Here is a 15,694-nt window from a genome sequence, read left to right as displayed (position 1 = left end):
TCCTGCGGGGGACCATGCTGGACGCAAACGTTGTGCGCTGGCAATGGAATGCATCCAATTTGAGGGAATTTGCATGTCAGGACTGACCCCTTTGCCTGCGCACTCGCCAATGGCTGGAATTGCGCCAGTGATCCTCGCCGGTGGAACCGGGACGCGGCTCTGGCCGGTTTCACGCAAATCGTACCCGAAGCAGTTCTGGCCGCTGGTGTCGTCGCGGACCATGCTGCAGGAGACGGCAGCGCGGGCCCAGGGTGAGCGCTTTGCCCCGGCGATCGTGGTGGCGAACGAGTCGCATCGCTTCATCGTCGCCGAACAGCTGCGCGGCGAGGGCCACGAGGGAACGCGGATCCTGCTTGAGCCAATGGGACGGAACAGCGCGCCGGCCATCGCCGCCGCGGCACTGCTCATCGCCGAGACCAATCCCGATCAGGTGATGTGGATCATGGCGGCGGACGCCTCGATCGCCGATGCGGACTCGCTGGGCCGCGCCCTGACAGTCGCCGCCGCTGCCGCGCGGGACGGGCAGATCGTCACGTTCGGGATGCGGCCGGACATGGCCGAGACCGGCTATGGCTATATCGAGCAGGGCGAGGCCCTGGCCGGGCATGAGGGCGCGTTCCGCATCGCCCGCTTCGTCGAGAAGCCGGATTCGGCGACGGCGGCGAAGCTGATCGCCGACGGGCGGCATTACTGGAATTCCGGCATGTTCGTCGCGACCGCGCGGACCATGCTGGCGGAGATGGAACGGCTCGCGCCAGAAGTCGCGCGCAGCGTGCGGGCGGCGTTCGACGCACGGATCCCCGATCTTGATTTCATCCGGCTCGACGCCGCCGCCTTCCAGAGCGCGCCGGAGATCAGCATCGACTACGCGATTGCCGAAAAGACCGACCGCGCCGCCGTGGTGCCAGCCTCACTCGGCTGGTCGGATGTCGGCTCATGGTCGGCCATCTGGGACATCGCCGAGAAGGACGCAGCCGGCAACGCGGCGCTGGGCGATGCCGTGATCGAGGATTCCGTCGGCTGCTATGTCCGCAGCGACGGCGCGATGACCGCCGTTCTCGGGCTCGAGAATACCGTTGTGGTGACGACGCCGGACGCCGTGCTGGTCGCCCATCGGGACAAGGCGCAGAACGTCAAGCGCGTGGTCGATGCGCTGAAGCGGCTGAAGCGGCCCGAGGCGGAAGAGCACAACCGCGTCTATCGGCCCTGGGGGTTCTATGAGAGCCTGATCCAGGGCGACCGCTTTCAGGTCAAGCGGATCGTGGTGATGCCGGGTGCGAAGCTCAGCCTGCAAAAGCATTTCCACCGTGCCGAGCACTGGGTGGTGGTGGCCGGATCGGCACTGGTGACGCGGGATGCGGAAACGCATCTCGTGCGCGAGAACGAGAGCATCTATCTGCCGCTCGGCTGCATTCACCGGATGGAGAATCCCGGCAAGATCCCGCTGACGCTGATCGAGGTGCAGTCCGGCTCGTATCTCGGGGAGGATGACATCGTCCGCTACGAGGACACGTACGGGCGGAGCTGAATTTCGTTCGTGTTCTTGTTTTGTTCTTGACGGCGCGGGTGATTTCCGGTGTGCTGCTCACGAACGGAGCACGAACATGGACATTTTCATACCGCGTGGCCTCCGGCCTGACGGCCGTGGCACCAGGCTTGCCCCACCCAACCGGTTCGAAACCGCGCGCTATGACGCGTTCGATGACGGGTGGGGCACGCTGGACGAGGAGGAGACAGCTCCCGAGACGGTACTGATCCGCGATGCGACGAAATCGATAATCAGCCGCAACGAGAGCCCGGATCTTGGCTTCGATCGCGGGCTCAATCCCTATCGGGGTTGCGAACATGGCTGCATCTACTGCTATGCGCGGCCGACCCATGCGTGGATCGGCCTGTCGCCGGGTCTCGATTTCGAGACGAAGCTGGTGTTCAAGTCCGAGGCGGCGTCGCTGCTCGAGCGCGAGGTGTCGCGCAAGGGCTATCAGCCGGCGACGATCGTGCTTGGCTCGAATACCGACCCGTATCAGCCAGTCGAGCGGCAGCTGCGGCTGACGCGCGCGGTGCTGGAAGTGCTGGAGCGGTTCGGCCACCCGGTTGCGATCGTCACCAAATCGGCCGGGGTATTGCGGGATGCCGACATTCTGGCGCGGATGGCGGCGCGCAACCTCGCCCGCGTGCATCTCTCGGTGACAACGCTGGATGCGAGGCTCGCACGGGCGATGGAACCACGCGCGGCGACACCTTCACGGCGGCTCGATGCGATGGCCGGTCTCAAGAAGGCGGGGATCCCGGTCGGCGTGCTGGCAGCGCCGATGATTCCGGGGCTCAACGATCCCGAGCTGGAGCGGATTCTCGAAGCAGCAGCGCGAGCGGGCGCGTCATCCGCCAACGCGATCCTGCTGCGCCTGCCGCACGAGCTGGGCGCGCTGTTCGAGGACTGGTTGAACCGCACCATGCCGGATCGCGCGGCACATGTGCTCGGCCTGATCCGCCAGACCCGGGGCGGCGCGCTGAACGACGCCGCCTTTGGCAGCCGGTTTCGCGGCACCGGAGCCTATGCCGGGCTGCTGCGCGCGCGCTTCGAGCGGGCGGCGCGCCAGTTCGGGCTGAGCGAGACGCCGCCGCCGCTCGATTGCGGCCAGTTCGCGAAGCCGCGCGCGAGAGACGCCGGGGCGCAGCTCTCGCTGTTCTGAATCCCGCCCCGCCCAAGTCCAGCGGCCCCGGCGTCAGGCGCGGCCGAGACGCTCGGCACCACCGCCGCGAGCGGGCAGCGCGGTCGGGTCTTCCTCATCCTCCCCCAGATCGCCCACCAGGGTTTCCGTGGTCAGGATCAGCTTGGCGACCGAGGCGGCATTGCGCAGCGCCGTGCAGGTGACGCGGACGGGATCGATGATCCCGGCATCGTACATGTTCTGGAACGTGCCGATGGCTGCATTGTAGCCGAAGCCGCCATTCACCGCCGAGACCTGGGCGATGACATGATCCGGATCGCCACCGGCATTGGTCACGATGCGCCAGAGCGGGCGGGTAAGGATGGAGCGGACGAGCTTCACCCCTTCCGCGACATCGCCGCTGGCGCCGGCCAGAACCTCGTCGAGGACCGGCCCGATCTGCGCTAGCGCGGTGCCACCGCCGGCAACCACACCCTCCTCGCTCGCAGCACGCACGGCGGCGAGCGAATCCTCGATCAGCTGGATCGTGCGCTTCTGCTCGACCGGCGTCGCCCCGCCCGCATAGAGGATCGCGGTGCCGCCTGAAAGTTTCGCGAGGCGCTCGCGCAATTTGTCCTGCTCGATGTTGGGAGGCGCGGCATCGTGCATCCGCTGGACCTGCGCCCGGCGCGCAGCGATCGCGGCCGTATCGCCGGCGCCGCCGATGATCGCGGTGTGGGTCGCACTGGTACGCACCCGCTCGGCAGCGCCGAGATCGGCTTCGGTGACATCCTCGACCCGGCCGCCGAGATCGCGGGCGATGACGCGGCCGCCGGTGATCATGGCGATATCCTCCATCATCGCCTTGCGCCAGTTGCCGTATTCGGGCGGATGGACGACAAGGTAACGGCCGGGTCCGTCGCGCCCGAGCAGGCTGACGACGACCTCCGGCGCCACCTCCTCGGCGATCACCAGCAGCGGGCGGCCAACCCCGGCGGCAAGCGCACGCGCCGCATCGAGCGCATGGGGATCGCGGATCTTGAGATCGGTCATCAGGATCAGCGGCCGTTCGAGCACGGCTTCCATCTTCTCCTGATCGGTCACCATGTGATGCGAGATATAGCCGCGATCGAAGGACATGCCTTCGACGACCTCGAGCGTGGTGGCCATCGTCACGCTGAAATCGGTGGTGATGACGCCCTCGGCGCCGACGCGCGCGAAGGCCTCGGCCACCAGCGCGCCGAGATGCGGCTCGGTCGCGGCGATGTTGGCCACCGCGGCGAGCATGCCGTTGCCGGACGCAGGCCGGGCGGCCGCCTTGAGGGAGGAGGCCACACGCTCGACCGCGAGATCGATCCCGCGGATGAGATCGACCGCGCGAGCGCCGCGCTCGCTGGCCTCGACGCCGGCCTGGACGAGCGCATTGGCCAGCACGATCGCGGTGGTGGTGCCATCGCCCGCGAGTTCGTTGGTCTGCATCGAGACCTCGCGGACAACCTGCGCGCCCATGTTCTCGAACCGGTTCGGCAGCTCGATCTCCACGGCGATGCTGACGCCATCGCGCGTGACCATCGGCGTGCCGATCGGCCGGTCGATCATCGCATTCATTCCCTTGGGTCCGAGCGTGGGCTCGACGGCCGCCGCCAGCCGGCCCACACCGCGGGCCAGCGCACGCCGAGCTTCAGAATTATGCAGAAGCAGCTTAGCCATTTTGTCTCCCTTCGGCCGGACGGCCGGCGTGCTGCGTGGACTGGAGCATCATCCGATCAGATGGAGTCATCTGATCGGATTAAGACGCTCGGCTTGTTCGTATGATAGAGCACGACATCCGATCCAAAAGGATCGGAAAGTGCTCTAGCCTATTCCGCGGCGACCGCGAGCGGCGCTGCCGCAAGCGCTGCCTTCTTCGCCGCGATGTCGATGCCGTAGAGCTTCGCGGCATTCAGCCCGAGGATCTTTTCCTTGATCGCGGGGGTGAGATCGACACCGCGCTCCTGCTTCACATCCTCCGGCAGCTCGAAGTTCCAGAATTTCTCGACCAGCCAGCGCGGCGTCCAGATCGCGTAGTCGGAGCCGAACAGGATGCGGTCCTCGCCGAGCCAAAACAGCAACTCGCCCATGATTTCGGCGAAGTAGCGCGGCCGGGAGTGGATGAAGGGGAGAACGACGGCGAGCCCGCCATAAACATTGGGCTCCTGCACCGCGATCCAGCAGAAATCGTCGATCCGGGGCTGGCCGCAATGCTCGACGACCCAGTTGAGATTGGGGAAGTCGGTCGCGGCGTAATCGACGTCATGGACGTCGAAGGCGTCCTTGCTCAGCGGGATGATGGTCGGGCCCTTGTGGACGTGCATGTTCCTGATGCCGAGTTTCTCGCACAGCTCGAAACATTTGTAGGCCTCGGGATCGTTCAGCCGCCAACCGCGGGAGGCACCATTCCATTCGGCGGTGTAGAGTTTCACACCCTGGATATTATATGTTTCTTTCATGTAATGAATATATTCGAGCGCCTTCTCGCCATCCCGCGGGTCGAACGCGCCATTGACGATGAAGCGCTCGGGATAGCGGGCGGCGACGTCCGCATTGCGTTCGATCGTATTGAAACCGGTCTTGTAGAAATCCTTGAGGTAGGTCGACTGCACGATCGCGACATCGTCGGGGCCGTCGATGAAAAGGTCGCGATAGAGATCATCGGCGCTGTATTTCTCGAATTTCTCCTTCGGCCACAATTTGTCGGCCGGGCTGAGCGCGTTGTGATAAGCGAAAAAGCACTCGATGAATTGCTTGCCGTGAATGTTGCTCTGGTTCGCCGGGCTGCCGTCCCAGAAATGGGTGTGGCCGTCGACGATAAAGATTTCCTTGCCCTCGGGCGTTACGAACATTGTTTTCCTCCACGTGTTGATTGCTTGCTGGGCGGCGCGCCGCGCGGGGTGCGCGGGCGCGCCGGCGTGCCGCGGTTCAGATGTATTCGAAGACGTCGTCCATATTGCCGAACAGGATCACGGTGTTGTCGTCGACGCGGACCATGCGGCCGTAATGCGTCGAGGTGTTCACCTCGAAGATCTCGGCCGTCATGTCACGGCCGAGATACTCGCCGATCTCGTCCATCTTGAAGATCAGCTTGCCGTGACCGTCGATGCGGATCAGCGCGGGCTGGTAGGTGACGGTGACGCCGGGCTTGTCGCTCATGAATTCGGCGATTGCGCGGGCCTCGACCGAATCGTTCATGGTGACACCGCACTGATCCGAGATGGTCTGCTCGAAGGTGATGTCCTTCATCTGCTTGAAGATGGTCGAATGGGTCGCGTCGCGTGCTGCTGTTGACATGATGTTATCTCCTGTGCGGGGCGTCAGGCGAGGCCGAGTTCGCCGAGGATCTTGCCGATGCGCTCCTGCGATTGCGCCCTGACATCCTGGAACGAGACGGGTTTGGAATGGGGCATCGACCAGATCGGTTGCAGGCCGAAGGCCGCCTTGTCGGCGAGGGCGCGGTGCTTTTCGAGCCAGCCATGGAGGATGGCCCGGTTCTCGCCGCCATGTTTCTCGTCGTTGGCGAGGAGGTAGATGAGGTCGATCGTGTTCGCGAGGTTGCGCTCGTAATCGGCCTCGGCGGCGGAGATCACCGGAGGTGTGACAAAATCGTTGTTGGCGGCGGCGACCTGCATCAGGAAGCCGGAGCGGAACAGCTCGCCCACCAGGGGTTCGAAGATGATGTTGATCGCGAAATACTGCTCGAGATAATCGCTCGAGCCCATGATCGTCTCGACCGCCTCGCGCGTACCCTGCCAGATCGGGTCCTCAAGCCAGGCGATCTTGCCAAGCTCGTCGTTCCAGCCGGGAATGTCCATGCCGATTTCGGCGAGGTAGAGCGTGATGTCCTGCGCGAGGCGCATCTTGTAGGAGGAGTTGGTCAGCGTCGCGTTGTTGATCATCTGGGTGTAGCCGTAGCGCTGCGCCTGCATCAGCGAGGTGCCGAGGCCGAATTCGGCGTGTTTCCATGCGCCGAGATGGGCTTGCAGGATGCGCTGCCAGGCCTTGTCGAAACTGGCCGGCGCGCCGGCGCGACGAGCATTGGCAATGACGCTCTGTACCATCGTCTCGATGCGGGACTGGCGCTGGTAGTGCGTGCGTTCCCATTCCTGGTCCGGCGCGCGGAAAGCATGCCAGTTGCTGCTTTTCAGCGCCGTGGCGTCCTTCACATAAGCGCCCTTGCCGTTGGCGAAGGAGATGATCCAGTTCTGGATCAGGTAGCGCTCGGGATCGGGCTGAACATCGACCGTGACGTCTTCGTAATGGGTGGCACGCTTGCCGCGCGGCTCGAAATAGCGGTAGCGGCGGCTGTCGGAATCCGCGAAGATCGCCGCTCCCGCGGCACCCGATCCGACTGAACTCGACAAGGCTGGCATGGTGTCTCTCCCTGGTTTCGATTGGTCCGTGCGGCGCGCGATCAGTGACCGGCGGGCACGGGAACGCTCGAGGATGTGGTGAACCTGTCAAAGAAGACGCGATCGCTTTCGAAGCCGTTCATGAACAGCACCGGCTGCAGCGCATCGATCATGGGTGGTGGCCCGCAGGCATAGACGTCGCCCTCGCCATCGATACCGAGCGCCTTCAGCCGGGCATCGACGCATTCATGCACGAAGCCGCGTTCGCCCGCCCAGCCGGCATCGAAGCTGGCGTGCGAGAGAACGGGGATGAATTCGAGCTCCGGATGGCGTTCGGTGAGTTGCGCGATGCGATCGAGAAGGAACAGATCCTCCTGCGTGCGCGCGCCGTAGAAGAAATAGACCGGCCGGCTTTCGCCGCTGGCGAGATGGTCGTTCAGGATCGACCAGATCGGCGACATGCCGGAGCCGGCGCCGACGAGGATCAGCGGTCCGGTTCGTCCCTCCCGCCGGAAGCAGGTGCCGTAGGGTCCGGTGAGGGAGATGTCGGCGCCGATCCTGATTCCGCCGCTGTCGAGCTCGCCGGAGAATTTTCCTTCGGGGTATTTTTTGATGATGAAGGAGAGGCTTTGGGCTTGGTCCGGCGTATTTGCCATGGAAAACGAGCGCGTAATCGTCTCCCCTTTTTCCGTGGTGACGGTGATGTCGACATATTGTCCGGCCCAGAACTTGATCGGGGTGTCGAGATCGATGGTGATTCCGCGAATGTCGTGCGTCAGCCGCGTAATCCCGCCGATGCGGCCGCGGAAGGTGCGGACCGCGATCGCCCGCGCCAGCACCTCCTCGTCGTAGTTGAGGAGTTCGACCTCCATGTCCGAATAGGCGATCGCGCGGCAGAGCAGGATATGGCCGCTGTCGCGTTCCATGTCGTTCAGCGCGAAGGTCGAGTATTTCAGCATGTCGACCTCGCCGTCCGTCAGGATGCACTTGCAGGCCGAGCACTGGCCCTCCTTGCAGCCATGCGGCAGGGCGATGCCCTGGCGGAAGGCGGCGTTGAGCACCGTCTCGCCATCCTCGACCTCGAACTCGACCCCGACCGGCTCGAGCCTGACCGTATGCGTGCCACCCATCTGGCCGATCTCCCGAAAGTCCGTCACGCGCCCGCGGGGGTGACGGAGATATCGCGTTGAGAAGGATGCGGGAGCCGGGGCGAGCGGCTCCCGCGCAGTCCGCCGTGTCAGTTGAACGGCGTGATCGTGAAGCCCGCGCGATATTCGGCGATATGCTTCGCGCGATCCTCCGGGCTCATCTCCCGCAGCAGGGTGAGCGGCGAGAGGAGGGTGTGGCCGCGCACGTCATCGAGCGTCCACAGTTCGCTATCGTCGAAGCGCAGGTGCGGCTGAGGCACCAGGGTCTTGCCGTCGGAGCGGACGAAGTTCAGATCCTTGATCGCATCCGCGAGATCCCAGCCATGATAGACCGTCTCCCACTCGCGCTTGCCGCTGAAGCGACCCATCGCGGGCGTCGGGCGGCCCTGATACTCGTCGGCGAAGGCCTCGACGGCGGTCCAGCGATCGAGCTCGTGGGCGAAGGTGTGCAGCTTGCCGTCGATCTCGTCGACCACAATGTCCTCGCGGATCAGGCAGGGGACGAGGCAGCTCCAGCAGCGATGCGGATAGACGTAGCCGACGTCCTCGTTGAAGGTGATGACCTTCTCGCCGCGATGGCTGAGCTTGTCGTACCACTTCCAGAAATCGCCGAACTTCGCGTACCAGCCAGGATATTTCTGCTCGAACCACTCGAAGTCGGCCTCGCGCTGGGCCTCGATGCGCCAGAAATTCACCGGCCAGCCAACGGCGAAGAACTGGGCGACGTGGTGGACGTACAGCTTCTCGGTCAGGCGCTTCCAGGCGGCCTGGACGTCGTCGTGATGCACCTTGATGCCGTATTTCTCGAGCGGCAGCATGTAGGTGCGGTAGTAATCCTCGAAGATCCAGCGGTGCCACATCTCCGCGTAGGATTCCTTCGACTTGTCGCGATTGGTGGTGCCATATTCGATGAAAGTACCGATTGCGGCATCGACGATCGCGTGGTTCTGCCAGAAGGCGTAGCGCAGGTCGCGCTCGAGCAGGAGGTGGTTCTCCGGCTCCTTGAGGGCTGCCATCAGCATCGAGTGCCCGTTGCCGATATGCCGGCTCTCGTCGGACTGCACCGAGAGGAAGACGGTCGGCAGCGCGTAGTCGCCATTGCGGGCGGCCTCGGAGGGCATGGCGACGAACAGCGTGTTGGTGAACGCGGTCTCAGCGACCACGGTGAGATACATGCAGGCGGCGGTCATCGTGTCGCCGGTGATGAAGCCCTCGCCGAACTGGCGGCCGATCGTGGTCGCGTAGCATTTGCCGAAGGCTTCCTCGGTAATGTCGAAGCCCGCCGGGTCGATGTAGTTTTCCATGTACCATTTCTTGAGGTTCATCTGGATGGTCGAGTGACGGAACTCGTCGACCATCTGCATCGTGAACCCGGTACGCAGATCCTCGCCCGGCGCGAGGCGCGCGACCATCGCCATCGAGCGCGCCGCGGAGATTTCCGGGAAGGGGATGATCGCGAGGAACAGCTTCATCCATTCGACCCAGCGCGGCTCGACATTGCGGAACATGTCGCCGCGCAGTGCCGCATCGAGCGCGCCGTAGACGCGGTTGTCCTTCTCTTCCTGCATCGGGAAGTAGGAGCGCAGCACCTGCTTCATCGGATCGCGCGGTGCCTTGGTGATCTTGTAGTCGGTCGGGTAGGTCATCGCCTCCTGGACATAGGTCGGATTCCACCCGAGATCGGAAATCTTCCTGGTCGCCTCACCGACGGATATGCCGCGCTGCGAGGTGATCTTGTTGAGCGTCAGGGACGTCATGTCTTAAAACCTCCACCTTGTTTGCGCCGCGGGTCCCGTGACCCGGGCGGAAAGCGGCGCAATGCCGCCGTGCGAGTTTCCGGGCGGCGGGTGCCGGAGTTGCGGCCGCCTGCCTGCCGGATCCCGGCAAAGGTCTTCGAACGATCCTGATCGGTGACGGTGAAGTGCCGCGCAAAGCCGATCCGGTTTCCTCCGTTCCTTCGTTCTTCTGGCACCGCGCGGGGCGCGATGGTTTTCTTCTGCGGACATCACAGCAAATCCCGTGCCAACGGATCACGGGGCGCGAAAGCCTGCCAGCAACCTCGATATTGCAGCGCACCATGTAAAGGAAATTTACATCTGTAAATGACAAGTGTAATACTTGTTTCGTTTCAAATATTGCTAAGATTGACTTGAGTTAATCAAATTGACTTTCGCCCGCCCGGGCGGCTAATTCTTGCCATGCGACGGTTTTCGCGCGCCCGCGCGGCGATCGCGGCAAGGAGGCGCAGATGCCCGACAAACAGCGACCAGACCAGTATCCGACATCGCCGGCTTCAGGCGGCGACGTGACCGAGCAGCTGATCCGGCTGATGTCGCGCGACCTCGTGTTCACCATGACCTTTCTCGGCGAAAGCCAGCACCGGATGCAGACGCATTTCGAACGCTTCATCGCTGCCTCGCTCGCTGCCGCCGGGGTGAACCAGGCCACGCACCCGATGATCCGGCTATTCGTCGAGCGGCATGCCGCGCTGTTGCGCGAGTTCGTGTTTTCCGGCGTCGCCCTGTCACGCCAGTTCGGGATCGGCGAGATCGAGCATCTGATCGGCGATGCCTCGTCGTTGCTGCGGATCGATATCTGGGACCAGTTGCGCAACCATATCGAGATGGCGGAGACGCGGTTCCGCGCGCAGCTCCCCGACCTGCCCCGTCAGCTCACGGATTTCGCCGCACCGGATGCGGCGCGGGGCGAGGCGCCATGAGCAGCACCGATGCCGAGCGACACATTCTGCTCGAGCGGAGGCTGGCGCTTGTGGGTGCCATGTCCGCGCTGAACGCCGAGGCACTGCGCACCCTGCAACAGCTGGCCGGCATCGAGATCGACGTGCAGCGGCTCGAGGACGAGGCCGGCGATGGCGAGATGCGGGACGCCGCCGCGCTGCGCGCGACAACAGACAAGGCCGCCGCGTTGCGCGCGGCAACTGACAAGGCCGCCGCGTTGCGCGCGGCAACTGACAAGGCCGCCGCGTTGCGCGCGGCGGAGGCCGACTGCGCGGCGCGGATCGGGACAGTGGAGGCAGAGATGGCCGAGATCGACCGACGCCTTGCAGCACTCGCGGGCAACTGAACCGGGGAGATTGGCGATGAACCAGACCGCGACGAAACACCTCACGCTGTTCGACCTGCTGGGCCGCACATGGCAAGCCGCGGCGCCGGCGGGCCCGCCGTGTTTCAGCGCCGATGGCAAGGCGATCGCCTTCGGCTGCGCCGACGGCACGGTGATTGTGGCGCCGACCGAGGATCCCGAGCCGCCGGAGACGCGCATCCGGGTCAGCGGCGATGTCGGCCAGGCAACGATCCGCCCGCGCAGCCGCCCGGCGCCGCTGCCCGCCATATCCGATTCAGTGCATCAGGACATCCCGCCCATCGTCGCCGGCGAGGATGGCGGTTTCTTGGTCGGCGCCGGGGATGGCGGCGTGCTGACGCTCGGGCCGGATGGCGCGGTGCGCGGCATGCGCGCGCGGATCGACACGCCGGTCATGGCCCTCGATCACGCGCGGGCGGCGGCTCTCACCGCCATCGCCGGCGACGATGCGGTGCGGCTGTGCCAGGGGGCGGGCGCACTCTCCGATCCACTCGCCGATGATGGGGAGGGCGAGGTCGTCGCCATCCGGCTCTCGCCCTCGGGCCGGCAGCTCGCGATCGCGCGGGCGGAAAGCCTGAGCATCGTCGCACTCGATGGGAGCGGCAGGGCGCCGATGGTGTTTGGCCTGCTGTCGTGCCCGCTGTCGCTCGCGTGGCGGGACGACGGGGCCTGGCTTGCCTGCACGCTGGAGGCGGGCGGCTTCCTGATGGTCGATCACGCGCGCGGGCGCAGCGGCACCGTCACCGGTTTTCCGATGGCAACACGCGATGCCGCGTGGAGCGTCCCCGCCGCGTCGATCGTCGCATCCGGCGCGTATCGCGTCGCCGCCTGGTCGATGGCGACGCCACCGCTCGATGGCGACATGACAGGCGCACTGGTAAGCGGCCGGGCCGGGCTGGTGGCAGTGGAGAGCGTTGCCGCCTATCCGAAGCGGCCGCTCGTCGCCGCAGGCTATGCCAACGGGCAGATCCTACTCGTGCAGATCGGCGGGCGGGACGAACTGCTCGTCCGCCCCGAGGGCTGTGCGGTGACGGCGCTCGGCTGGTCGGAGGACGGGCACCATCTGGCCGCCGCCGGGGCGGACGGCATGGTGAGTATCGTCACGTTTCCGGAGCGGATGTTCAAGTGACCACAGGCACAGAGAGGAAGATCGACATGCAGGTGCAGATGACCGACGAGGAACGCAGCAAGGACGCGTTCTTCCAGCGCGTGGCCCAGCTTGCGGAGGAGATGGTGGCGCGGCACGGGCGGGAATTCACCATGGGCACGCTGGTTCTGGCGGCGCGCTGGATCGCGGAGAACCGGATCGGCAGCGGGGCGGCGCCGTCCTGACGTCGTTCAGGCGCCGCGCCGGCGGTAGAGGATGCAGGCCGCGCGCAGCAGGGAGGCGAGATTGCCGATATCGCCCAGCCGGTCCACCCCCTCGTCATGCAGCAAGGCGATGAGGCGGGGGACGGAAACGCCCTCGGCCGCGGCAATCTCGCCCAGCGCGGTCCAGAACACGCCTTCGAGCCGCACGCTGGTCGAGCGGCCGGCCAGCCGGATCGAACGGCTGGTCTGGGCGAAATGCCCCGGGTTCTGCCCCTGCAACAGATTGCACATTGTTCCTCCCCGAAGGCGCCTTGCGACCCGGCGCCCGCGCCGGACGATTTCCCCGTTTCAGATGTTGAACAGCAAAAGCCATGCCAGACGCCGGGAGCGGCAGATTTCGGAGCCGCTTCGATAACGCGGTGTTCTGAAACGGAGCGGTTGCGCCCCGCCACTGTTCTGCTTCCGGCCAGCACCTGCCGGCCCGCCCGGCACCGCCGGCTTGGGGATGTCTGCTCGGCCGGCGTCGGCCTATACAGCACCATTGGAAACCGCGCCGACCGCCCCGGCGCCGAACAGGAGAACTGGCATGGCCAAGGCAATCCACAGCATGATCCGCGTGCTCGACGAGGCGAGGTCGGTGGCGTTCTACGAGCAGGCGTTCGGCCTTGCGATCGCCGACCGGTTCGATTTCGACACGTTCACGCTGGTCTACATGCGCAACGCGGAAAATGATTTCGAACTCGAACTGACGATCAACAAGGGTCGCACCGAACCCTATGCGCTCGGCGACGGCTATGGCCACATCGCCTTCTGCGTCGACGATCTGGACGCCGCGCACGCGCGCTTCGAGGCAGCGGGCTGGGCGCCGCGCAAGATCGTCGAGTTCAAGCGCGACGGCATCCTGCTCGCGCGGTTCTTTTTCGTTGCCGATCCGGATGGATACCAGATCGAGATGCTGCAACGCCACGGCCGCTATCGCTGAGCGGCCGGGGCAGGCTCAGCGGAAGGCGCAGCCCGGCTTCACCCCGAGCCGCCGCAGCAGCATGGCGGCGGGGCAGAAGCCGGTGATGCCGGCCTGGAACAGGTTGAGCCCCACCAGCGCGGTGAGGACGTAGAACCACGGGCTGACCAGCCAGCCCAGTGCGAGGCTGAGCAGGACCATGAAGCCCGCGAAGCTGAGAACGGTCTTGTCCACATTCATGACGGCATGTCCCTTGCCTGGAACACCTTCCGATCCTGCCGGGTCAGAAAATGTTCTATTATATTGATAAACAAAGCACTTTTATTCGGTCAGATAACTCCGTCTGATCCGATGATGCTCCGAACATCACGCCGCCGCCGCGAGGTGGCGACGCGCGAAATCGACGATGGCCTGCGCGCTCATCGCCCCGGCACTCTGGCCGATCACCCGGCCGCCCCTGAGCAGGAACAACGCCGGGATGCCGCGCACGCCGAGGCGGGCGGAAATCTCCGGCGCCTCGTCGGCATTGAGCTTGAGCAGCCGGACCTCCGGTTCGAGGATCGCCGCCGCCTGTTCGAATTGCGGCGCCATGATCCGGCATGGTCCGCACCAGGGGGCCCAGATATCGAGCAGGAGGGGAATGCCGTCCCGCTCGGCATGGCGCTCGAAGCCAGCCTGGTCGACCGCGACAGGATGACCATCGAACAGCTTGCGGTGGCAGGCGCCGCATTGCGCGGCGCCGGCCGGGCGCGCCGGCGGGATGCGGTTCACCGCCCCGCATTGCGGACAGACGATATGGGTTGCGTCAGCCATGGCCCGCGCCTTTCGCTGTCTTGCGGTCATTGTGATGCAGCTTGTGGATGTTGAGCTGCTTCATCAGGAAGCGCTCGTAGAAGGGTTCGCTCTCGCCGGCGCGGATCTTGCGGAGAAAATATTTCTCGAAGCCGATCTTCGCCAGGTGCACCCAGGCGCCGGTCGAGGCCCAGTTGACGTCGCGCGGCGGAATCTGCGGCTGGGCGACGAAGGCCACGCCGCCATCGCCGAAATCGGCGAGGCAGACGGCGTTCCATGTCGCCCGCGCGTGCGGCTCCTCGCCACGCAGCAGCGCGCCGATATTGTGGGCGGTGGCGGTGACCATCGATTCGATCATGAACCCTGTTTTCGGCACGCCGACCGGCACCGGAGTCTTGCCGACCGGCGGGATCGCGACGCAGACGCCGACGCTGAAGACGTTCGGATAGGCCGGGTTGCGCTGATGCTCGTCGATCAGCACGAAGCCGCGCGGATTGACCAGCCCCTCGATGCCGCGCAGCGCCGGCACGCCACGGAAGGCGGGCAGGAACATGGTGAAGCGGCTTGGCAGTTCGTGGGTTGCGATCGTTTGCCCGTCATTGCCGACTTCCTCGGCCACGACCTTGTCGGCATCCACCGCGGCGATCTTCGCGTTGGTGATCCATTTGATGTGGCGGTGGCGCAGCTCGCTCTCCATGAGCGACTTGGTGTCGCCCACGCCATCGAGCCCGAGATGGCCGATATAGGGCTCGGAGGTGACGAAGGTCATCGGCACCTTGCTGCGCAGGCGGCGCTTGCGCAGCTCGCGATCGAGGATGAAGGCGAATTCGTAGGCCGGGCCGAAGCAGGACGCGCCCTGCACCGCGCCGACGACAACCGGCCCAGGGTTGGCGCAGAACCGCTCGAACGCCTCGAAGGCGGCGGCGGCGTGATCGGTCTGGCAGATCGAAACAGTGTTCTGTGCGGGGCCGCAGCCGGGGATTTCGTCGAAGGCGAGTTCGGGGCCGGTGGCGATGATGAGGTAGTCGTAGGGGATGCTCTCGCCGCCATTGAGCTCGACGCGGTTCTCGGCCGGGTGCACGCGGGCAGCCCCCTCGGTGCGCAGCGTGATGTTCTTGCGGCGCATCACCTTGTCGAGCGAGACCTCGATCTCGGCGCGGTCGCGCCAGCCGACGGCGACCCAGGGATTCGACGGCGTGAACTGGAACATGTTCCGCTCGCCGATCAGCGTGATCCGGTCTTCCGGCCGGATCTGCGCCGCGGTTTCGAACGCGGCGAGCGTGCCGCCGAGCCCCGCACCGAGGACCACAATCTCTGCCATGCTTTCCTGCCTTTCTGAGCGCT

General features: G+C 65.3%; 17 protein-coding genes. 7 read left to right on the top strand and 10 right to left on the bottom strand.

The features are described from left to right. Positions 1 to 109 precede the first annotated feature (109 nt). Both B7Z76_RS04515 and B7Z76_RS04510 read left to right on the top strand, forming a co-directional pair. A complete protein-coding gene (locus B7Z76_RS04515; RefSeq protein ID WP_174502526.1) occupies positions 110 to 1,528 on the top strand; it encodes a mannose-1-phosphate guanylyltransferase/mannose-6-phosphate isomerase in 1,419 nt (472 codons plus the stop codon). Positions 1,529 to 1,604: 76 nt separating this feature from the next. Then, a complete protein-coding gene (locus B7Z76_RS04510) occupies positions 1,605 to 2,693 on the top strand; it encodes a PA0069 family radical SAM protein (RefSeq protein ID WP_291342417.1) in 1,089 nt (362 codons plus the stop codon). 33 nt (positions 2,694 to 2,726) lie between these two features. Here the strand turns inward: B7Z76_RS04510 and B7Z76_RS04505 are convergent, their stop codons facing one another. From B7Z76_RS04505 to B7Z76_RS04480, 6 genes are all read right to left on the bottom strand, one after another. Further along, on the bottom strand, positions 2,727 to 4,361 hold the full coding sequence (locus tag B7Z76_RS04505) for a molecular chaperone GroEL (protein WP_291342415.1): 1,635 nt from the start codon (positions 4,359 to 4,361) through the stop codon (positions 2,727 to 2,729). Between the two features lie 149 nt (positions 4,362 to 4,510). Further along, positions 4,511 to 5,533: an amidohydrolase family protein gene (locus tag B7Z76_RS04500; RefSeq protein ID WP_174502529.1), complete on the bottom strand. Its 1,023-nt coding sequence runs from the start codon at positions 5,531 to 5,533 to the stop codon at positions 4,511 to 4,513. Between the two features lie 76 nt (positions 5,534 to 5,609). Further along, positions 5,610 to 5,978 (bottom strand): MmoB/DmpM family protein, encoded by a 369-nt coding sequence (locus B7Z76_RS04495; RefSeq protein WP_174502530.1) that lies wholly within the window; start codon positions 5,976 to 5,978, stop codon positions 5,610 to 5,612. Between the two features lie 23 nt (positions 5,979 to 6,001). Continuing rightward, positions 6,002 to 7,057 carry an aromatic/alkene monooxygenase hydroxylase subunit beta gene (locus B7Z76_RS04490; protein WP_291342412.1) on the bottom strand — a complete coding sequence of 352 codons (1,056 nt, stop codon included), beginning with the start codon at positions 7,055 to 7,057 and terminating at the stop codon, positions 6,002 to 6,004. A gap of 41 nt (positions 7,058 to 7,098) precedes the next feature. Further along, on the bottom strand, positions 7,099 to 8,193 hold the full coding sequence (locus tag B7Z76_RS04485) for an NADH:ubiquinone reductase (Na(+)-transporting) subunit F (protein ID WP_291342410.1): 1,095 nt from the start codon (positions 8,191 to 8,193) through the stop codon (positions 7,099 to 7,101). An 80-nt stretch (positions 8,194 to 8,273) separates the two neighbouring features. Then, entirely contained in the window at positions 8,274 to 9,941 is a 1,668-nt protein-coding gene (locus tag B7Z76_RS04480) for an aromatic/alkene/methane monooxygenase hydroxylase/oxygenase subunit alpha (RefSeq protein ID WP_174502533.1), read from the bottom strand. A 491-nt stretch (positions 9,942 to 10,432) separates the two neighbouring features. Here B7Z76_RS04480 and B7Z76_RS04475 point away from each other — a divergent pair, with 491 nt between their 5' ends. From B7Z76_RS04475 to B7Z76_RS04460, 4 genes are read left to right on the top strand one after another with little or no spacing between them, the layout of a single operon-like run. Continuing rightward, positions 10,433 to 10,903 (top strand): hypothetical protein, encoded by a 471-nt coding sequence (locus tag B7Z76_RS04475; protein WP_291342408.1) that lies wholly within the window; start codon positions 10,433 to 10,435, stop codon positions 10,901 to 10,903. Continuing rightward, positions 10,900 to 11,268, top strand: coding sequence for a hypothetical protein (locus B7Z76_RS04470; RefSeq protein WP_291342406.1), 369 nt, complete (start codon positions 10,900 to 10,902; stop codon positions 11,266 to 11,268). The genes B7Z76_RS04475 and B7Z76_RS04470 overlap by 4 nt, the downstream gene beginning before the upstream one ends. Before the next feature lie 16 nt (positions 11,269 to 11,284). Then, positions 11,285 to 12,415, top strand: coding sequence for a WD40 repeat domain-containing protein (locus B7Z76_RS04465; RefSeq protein WP_291342404.1), 1,131 nt, complete (start codon positions 11,285 to 11,287; stop codon positions 12,413 to 12,415). Further along, the gene (locus tag B7Z76_RS04460; protein WP_291342402.1) at positions 12,412 to 12,618 is read left to right on the top strand and encodes a hypothetical protein; all 207 of its coding nucleotides are present in this window, start codon (positions 12,412 to 12,414) and stop codon (positions 12,616 to 12,618) included. The genes B7Z76_RS04465 and B7Z76_RS04460 overlap by 4 nt, the downstream gene beginning before the upstream one ends. A 6-nt stretch (positions 12,619 to 12,624) precedes the next feature. Here the strand turns inward: B7Z76_RS04460 and B7Z76_RS04455 are convergent, their stop codons facing one another. Further along, positions 12,625 to 12,888, bottom strand: coding sequence for a ribbon-helix-helix domain-containing protein (locus tag B7Z76_RS04455; protein ID WP_174502537.1), 264 nt, complete (start codon positions 12,886 to 12,888; stop codon positions 12,625 to 12,627). A 295-nt stretch (positions 12,889 to 13,183) separates the two neighbouring features. Between B7Z76_RS04455 and B7Z76_RS04450 the strand changes: the two genes are divergently transcribed. Further along, the gene (locus B7Z76_RS04450) at positions 13,184 to 13,579 is read left to right on the top strand and encodes a VOC family protein (RefSeq protein WP_174502538.1); all 396 of its coding nucleotides are present in this window, start codon (positions 13,184 to 13,186) and stop codon (positions 13,577 to 13,579) included. A gap of 15 nt (positions 13,580 to 13,594) precedes the next feature. On the opposite strand, the gene B7Z76_RS04445 is transcribed toward B7Z76_RS04450, so the two are convergent. The 3 genes from B7Z76_RS04445 to B7Z76_RS04435 all read right to left on the bottom strand — a co-directional run bounded on the left by B7Z76_RS04445 (position 13,595) and on the right by B7Z76_RS04435 (position 15,671). Beyond that, positions 13,595 to 13,798, bottom strand: a complete 204-nt coding sequence (locus tag B7Z76_RS04445) for a DUF2892 domain-containing protein (RefSeq protein WP_174502539.1) — start codon at positions 13,796 to 13,798, stop codon at positions 13,595 to 13,597. Between the two features lie 126 nt (positions 13,799 to 13,924). Continuing rightward, on the bottom strand, positions 13,925 to 14,371 hold the full coding sequence (locus B7Z76_RS04440) for a thioredoxin domain-containing protein (RefSeq protein ID WP_174502540.1): 447 nt from the start codon (positions 14,369 to 14,371) through the stop codon (positions 13,925 to 13,927). Further along, a complete protein-coding gene (locus tag B7Z76_RS04435) occupies positions 14,364 to 15,671 on the bottom strand; it encodes an NAD(P)/FAD-dependent oxidoreductase (protein ID WP_291342399.1) in 1,308 nt (435 codons plus the stop codon). Before B7Z76_RS04435 ends, B7Z76_RS04440 begins: the two co-directional genes overlap by 8 nt. Positions 15,672 to 15,694: the final 23 nt, after the last annotated feature.

The sequence above is a fragment of the Acidiphilium sp. 20-67-58 genome (assembly GCF_002255515.1).
Lineage (GTDB): Bacteria > Pseudomonadota > Alphaproteobacteria > Acetobacterales > Acetobacteraceae > Acidiphilium.
This window is presented reverse-complemented; position numbering and strand designations above follow the sequence as displayed.